The sequence below is a fragment of the Arthrobacter sp. ISL-65 genome (genome assembly GCF_018613795.1).
Taxonomy (GTDB): Bacteria; Actinomycetota; Actinomycetes; order Actinomycetales; family Micrococcaceae; genus Arthrobacter.
In genome coordinates, this window is record NZ_JAGGPN010000022.1 from 18,396 (window position 1) to 37,992 (window position 19,597).

Sequence of the window (19,597 nt, forward strand, 5' to 3'; positions counted from 1 at the left end):
CCGCGTGGTGTGCTGGTTTGGCGTCGTGCCTTGACGCCCTAGCTGAGGATTTCGGCCAGGAACTTCGCGGTGTAGCTTTCCGAGGACTTGGAGACCTGCTCGGGTGTACCGGAGGCAATGATCCGGCCTCCGCCGGAGCCTCCGTCAGGGCCCAGGTCCACGATCCAGTCGGCGCTTTTGATGACGTCGAGGTTGTGCTCGATGGTGATGACCGTATTGCCCTTCTCCACGAGGCCCTGCAGCACCATGAGGAGCTTCCGGATGTCTTCGAAGTGCAGCCCGGTGGTGGGCTCGTCCAAAACGTAGACGCTGCGCCCGTTGGACCGCTTCTGGAGCTCGGCCGCCAGCTTGACGCGCTGCGCCTCGCCACCGGAGAGCGTGGTGGCGGGCTGGCCCAGCCGGACGTATCCGAGGCCCACGTCCACCAGTGTCTTGAGGTGGCGTGCAATCGGCGAGAAAGCGGCGAAGAACTCCGCGCCCTCCTCGATGGGCATGTTCAGCACGTCGGCGATGGTCTTGCCCTTGTAGTGCACCTCGAGGGTCTCGCGGTTGTACCGCGCACCGTGGCAGACCTCGCACGGAACGTAGACGTCCGGCAGGAAGTTCATCTCGATCTTCAGCGTGCCGTCGCCGGAGCAGGCTTCGCAGCGCCCGCCCTTGACGTTGAAGGAGAACCGTCCGGGGAGGTAGCCGCGGACCTTGGCCTCGGTGGTCTCGGCGAAGAGCTTCCGGATGTGATCGAAGACGCCGGTGTACGTGGCCGGGTTGGAGCGCGGCGTGCGGCCGATTGGGCTCTGGTCGACGTGCACCACCTTGTCCAGGTGCTCGAGGCCCTGGATAGAGCGGTGTCGCCCGGCCACCTGTTTGGCGCCGTTGAGCTTGTTGGCCAGCACCTTGTACAGGATCTCGTTGACCAGGGTGGACTTGCCTGAGCCGCTGACGCCGGTCACCGCGGTAAACAGGCCCAGCGGGAAGGCCGCATCAACGTTGACCAGGTTGTTCTCGCGGGCGCCGACCACCTTCAGCTCGCGCTTCTTGTCGTACTTGCGCCGCTTCTTGGGGATGCCGATGCTCTTCCTGCCGGAGAGGTAGTCCCCGGTGAGGGACTTCGTGTTCTCCAGGAGTGCTTTGTAGGACCCGGAGTGGACCACCTGTCCCCCGTGCTCGCCGGCCCCCGGGCCGATGTCCACGATCCAGTCCGCCTCGTGGATGGTGTCTTCGTCGTGTTCGACCACGATAAGGGTGTTGCCCAGGTCCCGGAGCCGGGTCAGGGTTTCGATCAGGCGCCGGTTGTCCCGCTGGTGCAGCCCGATGGAGGGCTCGTCCAGGACGTAGAGGACACCCACGAGGCCCGAGCCGATCTGGGTGGCCAGCCTGATGCGCTGGGCCTCGCCGCCGGAGAGCGTGCCGGAGGGGCGTTCGAGGTTCAGGTACTCCAGCCCCACGTCCAGCAGGAAGGTGAGGCGGGCCTGGATCTCCTTGAGGACCTGATGGGCGATCTGCGCCTCACGGCCGGTCAACACGAGGTTGTCCAGGAATGCCGCGCATTCGCGCATAGGCAGCCGAGCGACGTCGGCGATGGACTTGCCGTTGATCAGGACAGAGAGCGACGCCGGGTTCAGCCGGGCGCCGTTGCAGGCGGGGCAGGGGATCTGCCGCATGTATTCCTCGTAGCGGTCCCTGGCGGAGTCAGACTCGGTTTCCGTGTGCTTGCGGTGCACGTACTGCACCACGCCTTCGAAGCCCGTGCTGTACTTGCGCTCCCTGCCGAACCGGTTGCGGTACTGCACAACAACCTTGTGGTCCTTGCCGTGCAGGACGGTCTGCCGGACGTCTGCGGAAAGGTCCTGCCACGGCGTGGTCATGGAGAATCCGAGCTCCTTGGCGAGCCCCCCGAGCAGCCGGTTCCAGTACTCGGTGGTCGCGGTGCCCAGTGACCACGGCGCGATGGCCCCGTCCTCCAGCGCAAGCTCCGGGTTGGGAATGATCAGTTCCTCGTCGACTTCCAGCCGGGTGCCGATGCCGCTGCAGGCCGAGCAGGCACCGAACGGGTTGTTGAACGAGAAGGACCTGGGCTCGATCTCATCGATGGCCAGAGGATGCTCGTTGGGGCAGGCCAGGTTTTCCGAGAAGGCACGCGTGCGGTGGGGGTCGTCGGCGTCCAGGTCGACGAAGTCGGCCAGGACGCGCCCCTCGGCGAGGCCCAGCGCCGTTTCAATGGAGTCCGTCAGCCGCTGCCGGATGCCCTCCTTGACCACGAGCCGGTCCACCACCACCTCGATGGTGTGCTTGAACTGCTTGCCCAGCTTGGGCGGATCGCTCAGCTGGATGAGGTCCCCGTCCACCCGGGCGCGGGAATAGCCCTTCGCCGTCAGCTCCTTGAAGAGGTCGACGAACTCACCCTTGCGGCCGCGGACCACGGGAGCGAGGATCTGGAAGCGGGTCCCGTCCTCCAGTTCGAGAAGCTGGTCCACGATCTGCTGCGGGGTCTGCTTGATGACCGGTTCACCGCAGACGGGACAGTGCGGACGGCCCACACGCGCCCACAGGAGACGCATGTAGTCGTAAATTTCGGTGATGGTGCCCACGGTGGAGCGCGGGTTCTTGCTCGTGGACTTCTGGTCGATCGAGACCGCAGGCGACAGGCCCTCGATGAAGTCGACGTCGGGCTTGTCCACCTGGCCCAGGAACTGCCGGGCGTAGGCCGAGAGCGATTCGACGTAGCGGCGCTGGCCCTCGGCGAAAATGGTGTCGAAGGCGAGCGAGGACTTTCCGGAGCCGGACAGGCCAGTGAAGACGATCATGGCGTCGCGCGGCAGGTCGAGGTCGACGTTGCGGAGGTTGTGCTCACGGGCGCCCTTGACCACCAGCCGGGAAAGGTCCGGGCGCGCCGGTTTGGCGGGGCTCAGGGGTACGACGGCGGAGGGGGCAACAGCGGTTTCTTCAGCTACGGCTTTAGGCACCCACTAATGCTAGTCGAAAACTTCTTCGAATATCCACGCGGGTGTGCTACGCCACCTTCGCTACTCGGCGTCGTAGGCGGCCGCCAGCAGGTGGACGGCCTGGGCGAATGTTGCGCCCTGTGATTTGGCTGCCGCGGCATAATCTGAGGCTGCCTCGGACAACGCCCCCCAGCGTTCGTCGCGGGCGCAGACCACCGTCCCGTTGCGTCCCTTGGTGGCGACGACGCCAGCAGCTTCGAGCTCCTTGTACGCCCGTGCCACGGTGTGGGGTGCGACGCCGAGGATTCCGGCGAGGCTCCGCACCGCCGGCAGTCGCGTGCCGGGAGCAAGCTTTCCCTGATCCGCCTGCTCGATCACATGCAGCCTCAGCTGCTCGAAGAGGGCCACGGAGCTGCCGGTGTTCGGTTTCCACTGCCCCGGGAAGATATCGGCGGTCACAGGCCTGACTCCCGGTAACGCTGCTGGCCGGCGGCGTGCCTGCCGCCGTGCCGGCGGATGGCACCGAGTTCGCGGTCCACCCCGCGGAACTGGGCCTCATACAGGTGCCTGTAATGGCCGTCCACGGACAGCAGGCTACTGTGCGTCCCCTGTTCAACAATGCGTCCGTGATCCATGACCAGAATTAGATCAGCGTCACGCACGGTGGACAACCTGTGCGCAATGATGAAGCTTGTCTTGCCCTGCCGCAGCCTGTTCATTGCGAGCTTGATCTGCACCTCGGTCCGGGTGTCCACGGAGCTAGTTGCCTCGTCCAGAATAAGGACGCTGCGGTCAGCGAGCCGGGCACGGGCGATGGTGATCAGCTGCCGCTGGCCCTGACTCAGGGTATCGCCGTCGTCTCCCAGGACCGTGGCATATCCCGCCGGCAGCGACCGCACAAAGTGGTCCACGTGGCTGGCCTCGGCGGCCGCCAGGATCCGGTCATCATCAGCCCCCGGGGAGCCGTATTCGATGTTCTCGCGCACGGTGCCGCTGAACAGCCAGACGTTCTGCATGACCACGGCGAAATTGGACCGCAGCGAGTCCACGGGCACCGTGGCGATGTCCGTGCCATCGATCGTGATGCGGCCTGAATCCAGTTCGTAGAAGCGCATGAGGAGATTCACCACCGTGGTCTTACCGGCCCCGGTATGGCCCACGATGGCCACGGTCTGGCCCGGGAGGACGGAGAAGGACAGCCCGCTGACGGCCGGCGCCCCCGGGGTGTATGCGAAGGTGACGTCCTCGAATTCGATCCGGCCGCGCAGGTTTTCCTGGCGGGCCGGAACGCCGTCCTCGCTGGGAATCTCTGGCTCATCCAGGAGGGCGAAGACCCGTTCCGCGGAGGCCGCGCAGGACTGCATGAGGGTAAGCATGCCGCCAATCTGCCCCATAGGTTGGGTGAACAGACGGCTGAACTGGATGAACGCCTGGATGCCGCCGATCGTCATGGCTCCGGCCGCCACCTGCAGGCCGCCCACCACGGCAACGGCCACATAGTTGAGGTTGGCGACGAGGACCATGAGCGGCTGCACGGCTCCGGAGACGAACTGGGCTCGCGCACTGGCACGGGCCAGCCGGTCGTTGCCGCGTCCGAAGATGGCCGACGCGGTGTCCTGTTGCCCGAACGTCCTAATCACCTCGTGTCCGGTGATGCATTCCTCGATGTGGGCGTTCAGCTCGCCGGTGGAGGCCCACTGAGCCGCGAAATAGGCCTGGGACTGGCGCGCCATGTACACCGTTATCAGTGTTGAGACGGGAACGGACACGAGGGCGATGGCCGCCAGCAGCGGCGAGATCCACAGCATCATGGCCAGCGAACCGCACAGCATCAGAACGGACATGATCAGCTGCGTGAGCAGCTGGTTGAGCGCCTGTGAGATGTTGTCGACGTCGTTGGTGGCCCTGCTGAGCACATCTCCCCTGGCCTGCTCCTGGAAGTGTGATGAAGGCAGGCGGTGCAGTTTGTCCTCGACGGCGGCGCGGAGGCCGAAGACAAGCCGCTGCACTGCCTGGGCGGTCAGGGCCCCCTGAACCCAGTTGAAGATTGAGGTGCCGACGTACATCAGCGACACCGCGCCCAGCAGCGCGGCGAGCCTGCCGGCGTCGAGCGTGCCATGCATGAAACCGTCGACGACGACGTCGGTGGCGTCACCGAGGAGCTTGGGAGCAGCCACATTGAGGGCGGCGAAGCCGCAGGTTGCCGCGACGGCCAAGGCCATCCGCCGCCTCGACGGGCGCAGCAAGCCCAGGAGACGTGCGGCCGCCGGCAGGAAGCTGCCGGCCTTGCGTGCGGCTGCGTGTGTGCCCTTCATGGCTGCCCGCTGCTCACGGCTGCTCATCCATGGCCAGCTGGGACTCGGCAATCTCCCGGTAGGTGGGCGATGATCCCAGCAGTTCGGCGTGGGTTCCCTGGGCCACCAGCCGGCCGTCCTCGAGCACCAGGATCCGGTCCGCACCCATGACGGTGGGAATGCGTTCTGCCACCATGAGCACCGTTGCTGCTTCCAGCACGGGCGCCAGGGCCTGCCGGACGGCAGCCTCGGTGGCATAGTCCAGGGCGGAAAAACTGTCATCAAAGAGGTAAAGGTCCGCGGTGCGGAGCATGGCGCGGGCGATGCAGAGACGCTGCCGCTGTCCGCCCGAAAGCCCGGCCCCGCCCTGGGCGACGGCGGCATGGAGGCCGTCCGGGAGCTGGCGGACGAAGTCAGCGGCCTGCGCCAGCCGCAGGGCCTGCCACAGCTCGTCCTCGGTGGCTTCCGGCGCGGCCATCCGCAGGTTGCTCGCCACCGTGCCTGAGAACAGATAGGAGTGCTGCGGCACCACCGAAATACTTTCCCGCAGCCGGTCAGCGGGCAGGGTCCGGACGTCGGCTCCGCCCATCCGGACTTCACCGGACGTGGCGTTCAGGAACCGCGGGAGGAGATTCAGCAGCGTGGTTTTGCCGCTGCCGGTGGCACCGATGATGGCCGTAATGGTGCCGGGGGCGGCAGTGAATGTGATGTCGGCCAGGACCGGGGACTCCGCCCCAGGATAAGCGAACCAGACGTGGCTGAACTCTGCTCCCCCGCCATCCGGGATTGCGGGCTTCGCCGCGGCTGCGTCAGCCAGTGCCGGGGTCACGTCCAGCACGTCCTGGATCCGTTCGGCGCAGACGGCCGCGCGCGGTGCGGTGCTGAAGACGTACATGGCCATCATGATGGCAAGCAGGATCTGCAGGATGTAGGCAATGAAGGCTGTGAGCGCGCCCACCTCCATGTTGCCGCTGCTGATCAGGTGCCCGCCGAACCAGACCACGGCCACCGAGGAGAGGTTCACCACGATCATGATCATCGGAAGCATGCCGGCGACCAGGAGCGCGGACTGAAGGTTGTTCCGGGTCAGCCGCCGGTTCGCTTCCGCGAAACGGGCAGCCTCATGCTTTTGCCGGACGAACCCCCGGATGACGTCGGCACCGATGATCTGTTCGCGGAGGATCCGGGTGATGCCGTCGATGAGTGCCTGCCCCTGCCGGTAGAGCGGGATGAGGCGGCGCACGATCAGGTACATGATGAGCACCAGGAGCGGGACGATGACGATGACGACCGCGGACAGGACCGCATTCTGCTGGACGGCGAGGATAATTCCCCCTACGCCCATGACGGGCGCCGCTGCGAGCATGGTGAAGACCAGGACCGCGAAGGTCTGGATCTGCTGGACGTCATTGGTGGCCCTGGTGACGAGGCTGGGCGCGCCGAACGTCCCGATCTCCTGGGACGACATCGCCTGGACATGGGAGAACAGCTCCCGTCGCAGGCGGTGCCCAATCTTCATGGCGACGTCGGCCCCGAGGTAGCCGGCGCCTAGGGCGGCTGCGGCCTGCACAGCGGTGAGAACCATCATCCAGCCGCCCAGCCCCAGGATCACCCCGGGCTGGTTGGCGAGGATTCCGTCGTCGATGATGCTCGCGTTCAGCGTGGGCAGCAGCAGGCTGCCGGCCGTTTGCACCACCTGCAGCACAATGATCGCCCAGACGGCCCTCCGGTGTTCGCCGAGGAGGCGGAGCATTAGGCCCAACAGCACCGCGCGCCTCCTCTATAGCCAGGGCTGAACGGGGGCCTTCCATGGCGGGTCCCCAACAGCCGCTTGGCCATTGTAAGCCACATCACATCGGACCGGGCGGGAGGTCGGGCGGCTTGTTGCAGGCGGGCGAATTCCATGCTGCCCTAAAGCTTGCGGGCCACCGCGAAGATCCTGCGGAACGGGTAGACCGTTCCGTGGGGCGTTGCCGGGTAAGCCTCGGAAAGCCGGGCGCCGTATTCGGCTTCGAAGCCTGCGGCGTCGTCCGGCGACAGCGCGGCCAGCACGGGCCGCAGGCCGGCGCCGCGCACCCAGTCCAGCACCGGGTTTTCCCCGGTGAGCACCTGCTGGTAGGTGGTTTCCCACGCATCAGCGGTGCACCCGGCGTCGAGCATGATCTCCAGGTACCGTGCGGGGTGCGCCACCGCCTCATCGTGGCGCAGCACGCCGGCGAGCTTGCTGGCCCACTTCGGCGACTCGGCGACATCCCGCATCAGGGTGTGGGACGCGGAGGTGAAGTTGCCCGGCACTTGGATGGCGAACCACGCGCCCGGCTTCAGCGCCTCCAGCCAGGCGGCCAGCAGTTCAGGGTGCCCGGGCACCCACTGCAGCGCTGCGTTGCTCACCACCACGTCAGTGTCCTCGGAAGGCAGCCACGAAGCGATGTCCCCGAGGCTGAACTCCAGTCCCGGGGCGGACTGCCGGTGCTGTTCGGCCGTTGCCAGCATCTCGGCTGAGGAATCCAGGCCCACCACGCGCGCATCAGGCCAGCGTGCCGCGAGCGTGGCGGTAAGGTTTCCGGGGCCGCAGCCCAGGTCAACCACCTGCCGCGGGGTGTCGGCGAGGACGCGGCCGGTCAGGTCAAAGAACGGGCGCTGCCGGTAGTCCCCGAACTGCACGTATTTGGCGGGATCCCACACATGGCCTCCGGTTGTTCGTTGAAGGTTGGTCGTTGAAGTTTTGTCCTGGCAGAGCGAGCCTAGCGCCGGGCCGGCACGAAACCGTTCAGGGACGCGCTGGCACTAAGCTGGAAGGCAATGAAACTCGTTGAACAGCTCCCCGCCCCGTCCGCACGGATCACCACCGGAACCGGCGCGGACCCGGACACGCTGTACGAGCGCTTCGTGGAGTGGACAGAAAGCCGCGGCCTGCAGCTGTACCCGGCCCAGGACGAGGCGATCATGGAGCTGGCCTCCGGCGCCAATGTGATCCTCGCTACGCCCACCGGATCAGGCAAGTCCCTCGTTGCGGTTGCTGCCCACTTCCAGGCGATGGCCCGCGGCGAGCGTAGTTACTACACCGCCCCCATCAAGGCCCTGGTGTCCGAAAAGTTCTTCGCCCTTTGCGAGATCTTCGGGGCGGAGAACGTCGGCATGATCACTGGCGACTCCGGGGTGAACCAGGACGCCCCGATCATCTGCTGCACGGCCGAGATCCTGGCCAACAGCGCGCTGCGCGAAGGTGCGGCGGCCGACCTCGGCGCCGTCATCATGGACGAATTCCATTTTTACTCCGATCCGCAGCGGGGCTGGGCGTGGCAGGTTCCGCTGCTGGAACTTCCGCAGGCACAGTTCCTCCTGATGTCCGCCACGCTGGGCGACGTCAGCCGCTTCGAAGCGGGCATGACCGACCTCACGGGACGGCCGACAACCACCGTAAGCTCGGCCGAGCGGCCGATTCCGCTGCATTACTACTACCGCGAGACGCCGGTGCACGAGACCCTCGAAGAGCTGCTGGGCACCCGGGAAGTGCCGGTCTACGTGGTGCATTTCAGCCAGGCGGAAGCCATCGAGCGCGCCCAGACGCTGATGAGCATCAACGTGTGCACGCGCGAGGAGAAGGACAAGATCGCCGAGCTCATCGCGAACTTCCGCTTCGCAGCCGGCTTCGGAAAGACGCTGAACCGCCTGGTCCGGCACGGCATCGGCGTGCACCACGCGGGCATGCTGCCCAAGTACCGCCGGCTCGTGGAGCAGCTGGCCCAGGCCGGCCTGCTCAAGGTCATTTGCGGTACGGACACGCTGGGCGTCGGCATCAACGTGCCCATCCACACCGTTGCACTCACCGCGCTGAGCAAGTACGACGGCGTGCGCACCCGGCTGCTCAACTCCCGGGAGTTCCACCAGATTGCCGGAAGGGCCGGCCGGGCCGGCTACGACACGGCCGGCACCGTGGTGGTGCAGGCGCCCGAGCACGTGGTGGAGAACGTCAAGGCAATGGCCAAGGCCACCGCAAAGTTCGGTGATGACCAGCGGAAGCTGCGCCAGGTGGTCAAGAAAAAGCCGCCGGAGGGGTTCGTGTCCTGGGGTCAGCCCACCTACAACCGTCTGGTGGAGTCTGTCCCGGAGCCGCTGAATTCCAGCTTCACAGTGACCCATGCCATGCTCATGAACCTCATGGAGCGGCCGGGCGACCCTTTCGCCGCGGCACGCCGGCTCCTCACCGAGAACCATGAAACCCGGCCCTCGCAGCTGAAGCTCATGAAGAAGGCCCTGGGGATCTACCGGGAGCTGCTCGCCGCCGAGGTTGTGGAACGCATCCCGGCGGCAGAGCAGGGGGCAGACGGCCGCACGGTGCGCCTGACCGTCCACCTGCAGCCGAACTTTGCCCTCAACCAGCCGCTGTCCCCGTTTGCGCTGGCCGCGCTGGATCTGATGGATCCCGAGTCGCCGTCCTACGCCGTCGACGTGGTTTCCGTGATTGAAGCCACGCTGGAGAAGCCGCGGCAGATCCTGTCCGCGCAGCAGAAGAAGGCACGCGGCGAGGCGGTGGCGGCCATGAAGGCGGACGGCATCGAGTATGAGCAGCGGATGGCCATGCTCGACGAGGTCACCTATCCCCAGCCGCTCGCGGAAATCCTGGGCGAGGCCTTCGAGGTGTACCGCAAGGCTGCCCCGTGGGTGGGCGACTTTGAACTCGCCCCCAAGTCGATCATCCGGGACATGTATGAGCGCGCGATGAACTTCGGCGAGTTCGTGCAGTTCTACGGCCTGGCCCGCTCCGAGGGCATCGTGCTGCGCTACCTGGCGGACGGCTTCAAGGCACTCCGGCAGACCGTTCCGCAGGATGCCCTGCGGGAGGACCTCGAGGACCTGATCGCCTGGCTGGGCGAGCTGGTGCGGCAGGTGGATTCCAGCCTGCTGGACGAGTGGGAAGAACTGGCCTCCGGTGCCGCCCCGACGCCGCACGACGCTCCGCCGCCCCCGCCGCCGTCGCTCACGTCCAACATCCGGGCTTTCCGGGTGATGGTCCGGAACGAGATGTTCCGGCGCGTCGAACTCTTTGCAGACGAGGACGCCACCGCGCTTGGCGAGCTCGACGGCGACGCCGGCTGGGATGCCGACCGCTGGGAAAACGTCCTGGACGACTACTTCGACGAGCACGACGACATCGGCACCGGCCCCGACGCGCGCGGACCCGGGCTGCTCATCATCACCGAGGAGCCAGGCGTCTGGAAGGTCCGCCAGATCTTCGACGACCCGGCAGGGAACCACGACTGGGGGATCTCGGCCGAGGTGGATCTGGCCGCCTCCGACGAGACCGGCACCGCCGTGGTGCGGGTGACCGGAGCGAACCGGCTCTGACAGGCGGACCGGGCGCTCCGGACCGGGTCAGACCCTCGGTCCGCGAGCTACGGACCAGGCATCCTTTGAAGTGCGATAGCCGCAGTGAAGGAATCCGGCAGCCCCACTGACCCCGGATTCACGGCGTCGACCAGCCACCGATTTCCGCTGCCTTCCGGGCCCCCCGCCAGAGGCACGGCCGAAGGCGCGGCCGGTGCCTGCAGAAAGCCCGGCAGCAATGGAACGGGTCCGGCAACGTCCACCAGACACGGGTCGACGACGGCCAGCCCCCTGCCCAGCGCCTTGAGGACTGCCTCCTTGCGCGTCCACAGGAGTGTCTGGAACCTTGGCCGGAGTGCAGGCTCCACCCTCTGCAGGTGCTGCCGCTCGCGCTCCGAAAGGGCAACCAGCCCGAACCCGTCGAAGCCTGCGGCTGTGCTGTCCTCCAGGTCGACGCCGACTCCCAAGACCCCCGCGTCAGTTGTAGCAGCCAGCAGGCACCAGTCCCCCGCCCGGCTCAGGCTCGCCATAACGGCCGGGCCGGATGGACCGGCCTGGTACCGGGGCGTGCCGTGCACGCGGTCGTCCCTCGTGCACTCTTTGCATACGTAGTCTGCCCGGAGCTCTTCGGCGCCCATCCCTGCAGTTTCGGCGGCGTGGCGCCGCAACGCGATGCGTCCGGCCAGGAACCTGTCCCGCTCAATTCCGGAACCGAACGACGCTGCCCGCTGCCGCTCGCCGTCGTCCAATGTATGGGCCTGCCGGAGGTCGACGCTGGACAGCTTCACGCCAGCCAGAAGGACCCGGTCAGGTCCCGGCACTGCCGCCCTTTCCACAACGCCTCCGGAAGGTTTGCTGCACTGTTGATAGGTCATGGGAATCTACAGCCTATACGCCGGTGGCATCCTGCCCTGCGTGCTGCGGCCTGATCCAGCAAGCCCGGACCCAGTAAGCTCGGACTCATGAGTGTAATCCGTCCCGCCACACCCGCCGACGTTCCCGTTATCCTGCAGTTGATCCACGAGCTGGCTGTCTATGAAAAGGAGCCGGACGCCGTCCGGAACACCCCCGAGATGCTCACCGAGGTGCTTTTCGGCAGCAACCCGCGCGTGTACGCCAACATGGCCGAGAACGAGGCCGGCGACGTGCGTGGCTTCGCGCTCTGGTTCCTGAACTACTCAACGTGGGAGGGCGTGCACGGGATCTACCTGGAGGACCTTTACGTCACCCCGGAGGCGCGCGGCGAGGGCCATGGGAAGGCCCTTTTGCAGCATCTGGCAGCGACCGCCGTCGAACGCGGCTACGCGCGTGTGGAATGGAGCGTCCTGGACTGGAACGAACCGTCCATCAACTTCTACCGGAAGCTCGGGGCGTTCCCGATGGAGGAATGGTCCACGTTCCGGCTGACCGGAACGGCGCTGGCAGAGTTCGGCAGCCGCAGCGAGGCCGGTGTCCATGGCTGAAGCAGCGCTGGACGCCACTGTACATGCGGGCCCGGTTCATACAGTCCGCGCCCGGCATAACTTCCGCGGCATGCGCACGGCAGAACACTACTTCACACTGCCGCTGGACCATTTTGCCGGCCCCGGCGGGGAAGACGCGGCCGAGACCATCACAGTCTTCGCCCGCGAGTACGTGTCCGCCGAGCACACGGAGGCAGAAGCCGCCGAACTGCCATGGCTCCTGTATCTTCAGGGCGGTCCCGGCGGGCGCGGCAACCGCTTCGCGTCGCTGGGCGGCTGGAGCAAGGCAGCCGCCAAGGACTTCCGCATCCTGATGCTGGACCAGCGGGGCACCGGCCTCTCCTCCCCCATTGACCGCAACACCCTGCCCCTGCGCGGGGACGCGGCAGCGCAGGCGAGGTATCTTGAGCACTTCCGGGCCGATTCGATCATTGCGGACGCCGAGCTCATCCGCCAGGCTGTCGGCTCGGAGCCGTGGACTGTTTACGGGCAGAGCTACGGCGGCTTCTGTGCGCTCACGTACCTGTCGTTCGCACCCAACGGCCTGCGCGAGGTGCTGATCACCGGAGGACTCGCCCCGCTGACCGGTACCCCGGAGCGGGTCTACCGCGAGACCTTTAGACGGGTGGCCGCCCGCAACGCGGAGTACTTCGGCTGGTACCCCGAGGACCGGGAAGCTGTAGACCGCATCGCCAATCACCTCCGCAGCACGGCGGAGTACCTCCCGGACGGCTCTCCCCTCACGGTCGAGAGGTTCCAGATGGTGGGGTCCTTCCTCGGCGGGAACACCCGGGTGGACACCCTGCACAACCTGCTGGAGGACGCCTTCGTGGAGACGCCTGACGGTCCGCGGCTCTCGGATCCGTTCCTGGAGCAGGTCCGCCCCTTGGTCTCGCGGGCAGCCAATCCGCTGTACGCGCTGATGCATGAGTCCATCTACGGCCAGAACGCGGCCACGGGCTGGGCGGCCTGGCGGGTTCTCGAGGAGTTCCCCGAGTTCAGCCCGGACGCTGCCGAGCTACTCCTGACCGGCGAGATGGTCTACCCGTGGTACTTCGATCAGGACCCTGCCCTTCGCCCGCTGCAGGAAGTGGCGGAACTGCTGGCGGCCAAGGCTGACTGGAAGCCCTTGTATGATACCGCGCAGCTGGCTGCCAACATCGTGCCCGCGGCGGCCGCCGTCTACCGCGATGACATCTATGTGGACCACGGGCTCTCCATGGAGACCGCCGCCGCCGTCCGCAAGCTGAAGACGTGGGAAACCGGCGAGTTCCACCACGACGGCATCGCGGACGACGGTGAGGCCATCTTCGGCCGCCTGCTCGGCATGGTGCGCTCCGCCCGCTGAAGCCAGCCGGACCCTGCGCAAGACGAAGCAACCCCGGCCACCAGGTGGCCGGGGTTGCTTTCTGCTGGGACTGGCTGCGGAAGCCTAGTCGACGTCGCTCAGGCTCTTCCGGGAGTCCTCCTCGAGGCGGGCATCCAGCTTGGCCTTCTGTGCGCCGGAGCTCACCAGGCTGGCGATCACGGCGATGATGATGGTGCCGATGATGACCGCGAGGGACACGTACGTCGGGATCTCCGGGGCCCATTCGATGTGGTGCCCGCCGTTGATAAACGGCAGTTCGTTGACGTGCATGGCGTGCAGGATCAGCTTCACGCCGATGAACGCCAGGATGATGGACAGTGCGTGCTTCAGGTAGATGAGGCGGTTCATCAGGCCGCCGAGCAGGAAGTACAGCTGCCGCAGGCCCATCAGGGCGAAGATGTTCGCCGTGAAGACGATGAAGGCGCTCTGCGTCAGGCCGAAGATCGCGGGGATGGAATCGACCGCGAAGAGCAGGTCGGTCATGCCGATGGTGATGAAGACGATCACCATGGGGGTGAAGACCTTCTTGCCGTCCACCGTGGTGCGCAGCTTGCCGCCGTCGAACTTCTCGGACATGGGGATGACCTTGCGGAGCTTGCCGATGAGGGCGTTCTCCTGGTCCTCTTCGTCTTCGCCCTCGTCCTGCGCCTGCTTCCAGGCGGTCCAAAGGAGGAAGGCGCCGAAGACGTAGAAGACCCAGCTGAACTGCTCGATCACAATGGCGCCGAGCATGATGAAGATGCCGCGCAGGATCAGGGCGATGATGATGCCCACCATCAGCACTTCCTGCTGGTACTTACGGGGCACGGAGAAGCGGGCCATGATGATGATGAAGACAAACAGGTTGTCGATGCTGAGGCTGTACTCAGTCACCCAGCCGGCCACGAACTGGCTGCCGTACTCGGGTCCCGTGAACATGAACATGGCACCGGCGAACACGAGGGCCAGTGCCACATAGAAGGCCACCCAGAGGCCGGCTTCCTTCATGGAGGGCTCATGCGGACGGCGCACTACCAGAAGCAGGTCCATAAGGAGGATGATGCCGAGGACGACGAACGAGCCGACCTCGAACCAGACGGGAAGTTCCACAAAAATGCCTTTCGCAGGGTACAGAAAACCGGTGTAAGTCTCTCCGGCGAACCTGTGCACTTGGTGCTGATGTGGCTGCCCGCTACGCCCGGCAGGGCATCTGTGCCCTGCGTGTTGACGTTCGTAGCGCTTGGGATACTCCCCTACGTGACCTCAACTTTACCCTAGAGGCGCGGTCCCCCGCGCCATGTGACACCCCGGCGCCACCTGACCCCCGCGCCGCGTGACGGCGGCTAGGCGTGCCCGGCCGACTGCATCTGCCGCAGTTCCTTCTTGAGCTCGGAAACTTCGTCGCGGATCCGGGCGGCGACTTCGAACTGCAGCTCGGCGGCCGCTCCGTGCATCTGCTCGGTCAGCTGCTCGATCAGGCCCACCAGGTCCTCGGCGGGCGCCGCTGCCAGCCCGTCGGCGCGGATGGTGGCCGCCCCCTTGGCGGCGGACTTGCCGCGCTTGGCGCCCTTGGCCAACCGGTTGTTGTTGAGCAGCTCCTGGGTGTCCGCGTCTTCTTTGGCCAGCTGGTCGGTGATGTCGGCGATCTTCTTCCGCAGCGGTTGCGGATCGATTCCGTTTTCCGTGTTGTAGGCCACCTGGATGGCGCGGCGCCGGTTGGTTTCATCGATGGCGTGGGCCATGGAGTCCGTAATGCGGTCCGCGTACATGTGGACCTGGCCCGAGACGTTGCGGGCGGCACGGCCGATGGTCTGGATCAGGGACGTGGACGAACGCAGGAAGCCTTCCTTGTCCGCGTCCAGGATGCTCACCAGGGAGACCTCCGGCAGGTCAAGGCCTTCCCGGAGCAGGTTGATGCCAACCAGGACGTCGAACACACCCATCCGGAGTTCGCGGAGCAGCTCAACGCGACGAAGCGTGTCGACGTCGGAGTGCAGGTACTCCACCTTGATGCCATGGCCCAGGAGGTAGTCGGTGAGGTCCTCCGCCATCCGCTTGGTCAGCGTGGTGACCAGAACGCGTTCATTCTTCTCCGTGCGGGTCTTGATCTCACCCAGCAGGTCGTCGATCTGGCCTTTAGTGGGCTTGACCACCACCTCGGGGTCGATCAGGCCGGTGGGCCGGATGATCTGCTGGACGAAGCCGTCCGCCTTGCCCAATTCGTACTTGCCGGGCGTGGCGGACAAGTAGACGGTCTGGCCTGTTCGCTCCAGGAACTCGTCCCATTTCAACGGACGATTATCCATGGCGGACGGCAGCCGGAAGCCGAAGTCCACAAGGTTCCGCTTGCGGGACATATCGCCCTCGTACATGGCCCCGATCTGCGGGATGGTCACGTGGGATTCGTCCACCACCAGCAGGAAGTCGTCCGGGAAGTAGTCAAGGAGGCAATGCGGGGCGGTTCCGCGGGCGCGGCCGTCAATGTGCGATGAGTAGTTCTCGATGCCGTTGCAGAAACCCATCTGCTGCATCATCTCGAGGTCGTATGTGGTGCGCATCCGCAGCCGCTGGGCTTCCACGAGCTTGTTCTGGCTTTCCAGGACCTGGAGCCGGTCGGCGAGTTCGTCCTCGATCCGCTTGATGGCACGCGCCATCCGCTCGGGTCCGGCCACATAGTGCGAGGCCGGGAACACGTACATCTCCTCTTCGTCCCGGATCACCTCTCCGGTCAGCGGATGCAGGGTATGGATGTTCTCAATCTCATCCCCGAAAAACTCGATCCGGATGGCCAGTTCCTCATACATGGGAATGATTTCCACGGTGTCACCGCGGACCCGGAACGTGCCGCGGTGGAAGTCCATGTCATTGCGGGCGTATTGCATGGAGACAAATTTGCGCAGCAGGTCATCACGGTTCATTTCGGCGCCCTTGCGCAGCGTCACCATGCCGGCGATGTACTCTTCCGGAGTGCCCAGACCGTAGATGCAGGACACGGTTGCCACCACAATCACGTCGCGGCGGGTGAGGAGCGCGTTGGTGGCGGAGTGCCGGAGCCGCTCCACTTCCTCGTTGATGGAGGAGTCCTTCTCGATGAACGTGTCCGTCTGCGCCACGTACGCTTCGGGCTGGTAGTAGTCGTAGTAGGACACGAAGTACTCCACCGCATTGTTCGGCAGGAGTTCGCGGAACTCGTTGGCCAGCTGCGCCGCGAGGGTCTTGTTCTGAACCATCACCAGGGTGGGCCGCTGGACCTGCTCGATCAGCCAGGCCGTGGTGGCGCTCTTGCCGGTACCGGTGGCACCGAGCAGCACCACGTCCTTTTCGCCGTTCCTGATGCGCTCCGTCAGCTCGGCGATGGCCGCCGGCTGGTCACCGGCCGGCTGGAACTCGCTGATGACCTCGAAGGGCGCAACGACGCGGTTGACTTCCTGCGCAAGACTCATGTACCTAATCTACAGGCGGCCACTGACAGGAACTCCTGATTCAGCTTTGGGCTGTACCGGGTTCAGCCGCGGCTCGTGTTGGCGGAGCTGGAAACGTACGACGGCGGCTGCCAGCCGCTGCTTTCGGCCCACCGTTCCATTCCGGGAGCCCCGACGTCGCGGAACCACGCCTCCTTGTCGTCGGCGTAGCCGGACGTGTTGGCGTCGGAGGCATGCAGGGCGGCCAGCCGGCGCTTCTCCGCTGCATATTGCTCCCGTGCGGCCGGAACGGCGCGAAGCCAGTCCCGGAAGCAAAGGGCAAAGCGCCAACCCGCAGAACCGGCCACCCGGACATGGAGATTGACCGGACGCGCGGGATCGGCGTTGCCGTGCAGGCGCTTGGACCAGGCAGCGGGGTCGGGGCGCCCGCGGGGGCTGTCCATCAGGATGCCCGGCCAGAGCGGGAACCCCGCGGCACCAAGCAGGGCCGCAATCCGGTCTGCCGTCATGAGATCAGAGACCGCGAGCTGCAGGTCGATGACGTCCTTCGCCTCGAGCCCGGGGACCGACGTCGACCCGATGTGGTCCACGGCCAGCACGCCCTCCGGGACGGCGGTCTTCAGCCGCTCGGCCAGACAGGCGGCCTGGCGCGGCCAATCGGAGTCCGGTGACGCCAGAACGGGCGCGCCGCTGCGGCCAGCCACCGCGGCCTGGCTGATGTTCCGCGCGAAGGGCACGAGCCGCTCCTCCCACAGCCGGTCCACCGAGGCCAGCAGCTCCTCGCGCGTGCCGGAATTGGGAAGGACCACGTCCGCTGCGGCGAGCCGGTCCTCGCGGGACGCCTGGGCGGCCATCCGTGCACGGGCGTCCGCTTCCGTCATTCCGCGGTGCCCGGTCATGCGCTGCAGCCGGACATCCTCGGGCGCATCCACCACCAGCACGAGGTGAAAGTTCTTCTGCTGTCCGGTTTCCACCAGGAGCGGAATGTCCTGCACCACCACCGCGTCACCCGGCGCGGCCGCAATCACCACCGCGGCGCGTTCGCGCACCAGCGGATGGACGATGCCATTGAGCTCGGCGCGCCGTCCCGGCTCCTGGAACACGATGGCCCCGAGGCGTGGCCGGTCTAGCCGCCCCTCGCCGTCGAGGATCTCCGGGCCGAACGCGGACACGACCGCGGCCAGCCCCGGAGTGCCCGGTTCCACCACTTCACGGGCGATCGCATCGGCATCGACGAGCACTGCCCCCAGTTCTTCCAGGCGCGTTGCCACCAGGGACTTCCCTGAAGCGATGCCGCCCGTCAACCCAATCTTCAGCACTCCCCAAGACTAGACTGAACCGGTGGCAGAAGAGGCAGTTCCAACGCAGACCGAGGCGACACAAAGCAGGCGGTCCGCGTACACCACGCTGGCTGCCGGAGACGGCTTCCGCCATGAGATCGAGATCAAGCGCTCCCGGTTCATCACCGTCCTGCGCCGCGCGGGGACCGAAGAGGATGCCCGCGCGCTGGTGTCTGAACTTCGCCGCGAGTTCCATGACGCCCGGCACCACTGCTCCGCCTTCGTGCTGGGGCCGGACCGGGATATCCAGCGTTCCAGCGACGACGGCGAACCCTCCGGAACCGCCGGGATCCCCATGCTGGAGGCCCTTCTCCGGCGTGAAACCATCCCGGGGGTGACGGATCTCAGCGACGTGAGTGCCGTCGTCGTGCGATACTTCGGCGGGATCCTGCTGGGTGCCGGCGGGCTGGTGCGCGCGTACTCCGATTCAGTCTCGACGGCCTTGGAACTCGCTCCGCTGGTGCGGCGCCGGCGGCTGCGCATCTGTGCCGTGCGGGTACCGCACGCTGCGGCAGGCCGTCTCGAGAACGACCTGCGCAGCGCGGGCTATGCGATGGCGCAGACCGGCTACGAAGCCCAGTCCACGGTGCTGCGCCTCGCGCTGCCGGATGCGCCGGATGACCTGGCGGCGGCGGCCGACCGGCTGGCCGCCATGACCGCCGGAAGTGCGGCCCTCCAGCGCGAGGACACGGAGTGGATTGACGTTCCGCACTGACGGCTGGCCGAAAGAATCATCAGCTTGCTTGTGACTTTCGGCTTTTCTAGGGTGGACCTGTAAGGCACCACACGGAAAAGGAGGACGCATGTCAGAGCACGACATCACCGGCAAGAGGGTCGCCTTCCTGCTGACAGACGGCGTGGAGCAGGTTGAACTGACCAGCCCCTGGGACGCGGTCAAGAACGCCGGCGGCGAGCCTGTCCTGGTGGCTCCGAAGAGCGGAAAGCTCCAGGGTTTTGAGGGCGTCGAGAAAGGCGACACCTTCGACGTCGACCTGACCCTGAAGGAGGCCAACGCGGCTGACTTCCACGCCCTGGTGATTCCGGGCGGGGTGGTGAACGCCGACCACCTCAGGGTAGACAAGGACGCTCAGGCGTTTGCCCGCAGCTTCTTTGAGCAGCACAAGCCGGTAGCGGCCATCTGCCACGGCCCGTGGCTGCTCATCGATGCGGGCGTCGTCAAGGGCAGGAACCTCACCTCCTACCACACGCTGGCCACAGACCTGCGGAATGCGGGCGCCAACTGGAGCGACCAGGAAGTCGTGGTGGACCAGGGCTTCGTGACCAGCAGGAAGCCGGGCGACCTCCCCGCATTCAACAACAAGGTGCTGGAGGAGATCGCCGAGGGCGAGCACGCCGGGCAGACCGCCTGACACTGCCAATTCAGGCATCCGGCGCCACAACCGGCCGGAACGACAAAAGGTGGCCGCCCCCTCTCGGGGACGGCCACCTTTTCAGTGGCA

14 protein-coding genes are annotated in these 19,597 nt (G+C 66.2%); 5 read left to right on the top strand and 9 right to left on the bottom strand.

Translation table 11 applies throughout. The features are described from left to right. Positions 1–38 precede the first annotated feature (38 nt). From uvrA to J7I85_RS10520, 5 genes are all read right to left on the bottom strand, one after another. Positions 39–2,963: an excinuclease ABC subunit UvrA gene (gene uvrA, locus J7I85_RS10500; protein ID WP_214851435.1), complete on the bottom strand. Its 2,925-nt coding sequence runs from the start codon at positions 2,961–2,963 to the stop codon at positions 39–41. Between the two features lie 60 nt (positions 2,964–3,023). Next, complete coding sequence (locus J7I85_RS10505) at positions 3,024–3,401, bottom strand: GntR family transcriptional regulator (RefSeq protein WP_214851437.1); 378 nt, start codon at positions 3,399–3,401, stop codon at positions 3,024–3,026. Next, positions 3,398–5,257, bottom strand: coding sequence for an ABC transporter ATP-binding protein (locus tag J7I85_RS10510; RefSeq protein WP_214851627.1), 1,860 nt, complete (start codon positions 5,255–5,257; stop codon positions 3,398–3,400). Before J7I85_RS10510 ends, J7I85_RS10505 begins: the two co-directional genes overlap by 4 nt. A 13-nt stretch (positions 5,258–5,270) precedes the next feature. Then, a complete protein-coding gene (locus J7I85_RS10515; RefSeq protein ID WP_214851439.1) occupies positions 5,271–7,004 on the bottom strand; it encodes an ABC transporter ATP-binding protein in 1,734 nt (577 codons plus the stop codon). A 143-nt stretch (positions 7,005–7,147) separates the two neighbouring features. Beyond that, positions 7,148–7,921: a trans-aconitate 2-methyltransferase gene (locus tag J7I85_RS10520; protein ID WP_214851441.1), complete on the bottom strand. Its 774-nt coding sequence runs from the start codon at positions 7,919–7,921 to the stop codon at positions 7,148–7,150. A 117-nt stretch (positions 7,922–8,038) separates the two neighbouring features. On the opposite strand from J7I85_RS10520, the gene J7I85_RS10525 reads away from it, so the two are divergent. Then, positions 8,039–10,585 (top strand): RNA helicase, encoded by a 2,547-nt coding sequence (locus J7I85_RS10525; RefSeq protein ID WP_214851451.1) that lies wholly within the window; start codon positions 8,039–8,041, stop codon positions 10,583–10,585. A 47-nt stretch (positions 10,586–10,632) separates the two neighbouring features. On the opposite strand, the gene J7I85_RS10530 is transcribed toward J7I85_RS10525, so the two are convergent. Beyond that, entirely contained in the window at positions 10,633–11,439 is an 807-nt protein-coding gene (locus J7I85_RS10530; protein WP_214851460.1) for a 4'-phosphopantetheinyl transferase superfamily protein, read from the bottom strand. A gap of 87 nt (positions 11,440–11,526) precedes the next feature. Here J7I85_RS10530 and J7I85_RS10535 point away from each other — a divergent pair, with 87 nt between their 5' ends. Together J7I85_RS10535 and J7I85_RS10540 are read left to right on the top strand one after the other, a co-directional pair. After that, positions 11,527–12,027 carry a GNAT family N-acetyltransferase gene (locus J7I85_RS10535; RefSeq protein WP_214851462.1) on the top strand — a complete coding sequence of 167 codons (501 nt, stop codon included), beginning with the start codon at positions 11,527–11,529 and terminating at the stop codon, positions 12,025–12,027. Further along, entirely contained in the window at positions 12,020–13,375 is a 1,356-nt protein-coding gene (locus tag J7I85_RS10540) for an alpha/beta fold hydrolase (RefSeq protein WP_214851464.1), read from the top strand. The genes J7I85_RS10535 and J7I85_RS10540 overlap by 8 nt, the downstream gene beginning before the upstream one ends. Positions 13,376–13,459: 84 nt before the next feature. Here the strand turns inward: J7I85_RS10540 and J7I85_RS10545 are convergent, their stop codons facing one another. From J7I85_RS10545 to coaE, 3 genes are all read right to left on the bottom strand, one after another. Then, entirely contained in the window at positions 13,460–14,485 is a 1,026-nt protein-coding gene (locus J7I85_RS10545; RefSeq protein WP_214851466.1) for a TerC family protein, read from the bottom strand. Positions 14,486–14,718: 233 nt separating this feature from the next. Continuing rightward, on the bottom strand, positions 14,719–16,818 hold the full coding sequence (gene uvrB / locus J7I85_RS10550) for an excinuclease ABC subunit UvrB (RefSeq protein ID WP_214851468.1): 2,100 nt from the start codon (positions 16,816–16,818) through the stop codon (positions 14,719–14,721). 62 nt (positions 16,819–16,880) lie between these two features. Then, positions 16,881–18,116 (bottom strand): dephospho-CoA kinase, encoded by a 1,236-nt coding sequence (coaE, locus tag J7I85_RS10555; RefSeq protein WP_214851475.1) that lies wholly within the window; start codon positions 18,114–18,116, stop codon positions 16,881–16,883. An 88-nt stretch (positions 18,117–18,204) separates the two neighbouring features. Here coaE and J7I85_RS10560 point away from each other — a divergent pair, with 88 nt between their 5' ends. Together J7I85_RS10560 and J7I85_RS10565 are read left to right on the top strand one after the other, a co-directional pair. Beyond that, a complete protein-coding gene (locus J7I85_RS10560) occupies positions 18,205–18,852 on the top strand; it encodes a YigZ family protein (RefSeq protein WP_214851629.1) in 648 nt (215 codons plus the stop codon). Positions 18,853–18,940: 88 nt separating this feature from the next. Next, positions 18,941–19,507 (top strand): type 1 glutamine amidotransferase domain-containing protein, encoded by a 567-nt coding sequence (locus J7I85_RS10565; protein WP_214851476.1) that lies wholly within the window; start codon positions 18,941–18,943, stop codon positions 19,505–19,507. The last annotated feature ends 90 nt before the right edge of the window (positions 19,508–19,597 follow it).

Bases quoted from the DNA above. Each gene is read 5' to 3' on its own strand.
- J7I85_RS10510 (WP_214851627.1), bottom strand. From the start codon at position 5,257: ATGAAGGGCACACACGCAGCCGCACGCAAGGCCGGCAGCTTCCTGCCG.
- J7I85_RS10525 (WP_214851451.1), top strand. From the start codon at position 8,039: ATGAAACTCGTTGAACAGCTCCCCGCCCCGTCCGCACGGATCACCACC.
- J7I85_RS10530 (WP_214851460.1), bottom strand. From the start codon at position 11,439: ATGACCTATCAACAGTGCAGCAAACCTTCCGGAGGCGTTGTGGAAAGG.
- J7I85_RS10535 (WP_214851462.1), top strand. From the start codon at position 11,527: ATGAGTGTAATCCGTCCCGCCACACCCGCCGACGTTCCCGTTATCCTG.
- J7I85_RS10540 (WP_214851464.1), top strand. From the start codon at position 12,020: ATGGCTGAAGCAGCGCTGGACGCCACTGTACATGCGGGCCCGGTTCAT.
- uvrB (WP_214851468.1), bottom strand. From the start codon at position 16,818: ATGAGTCTTGCGCAGGAAGTCAACCGCGTCGTTGCGCCCTTCGAGGTC.
- J7I85_RS10565 (WP_214851476.1), top strand. From the start codon at position 18,941: ATGTCAGAGCACGACATCACCGGCAAGAGGGTCGCCTTCCTGCTGACA.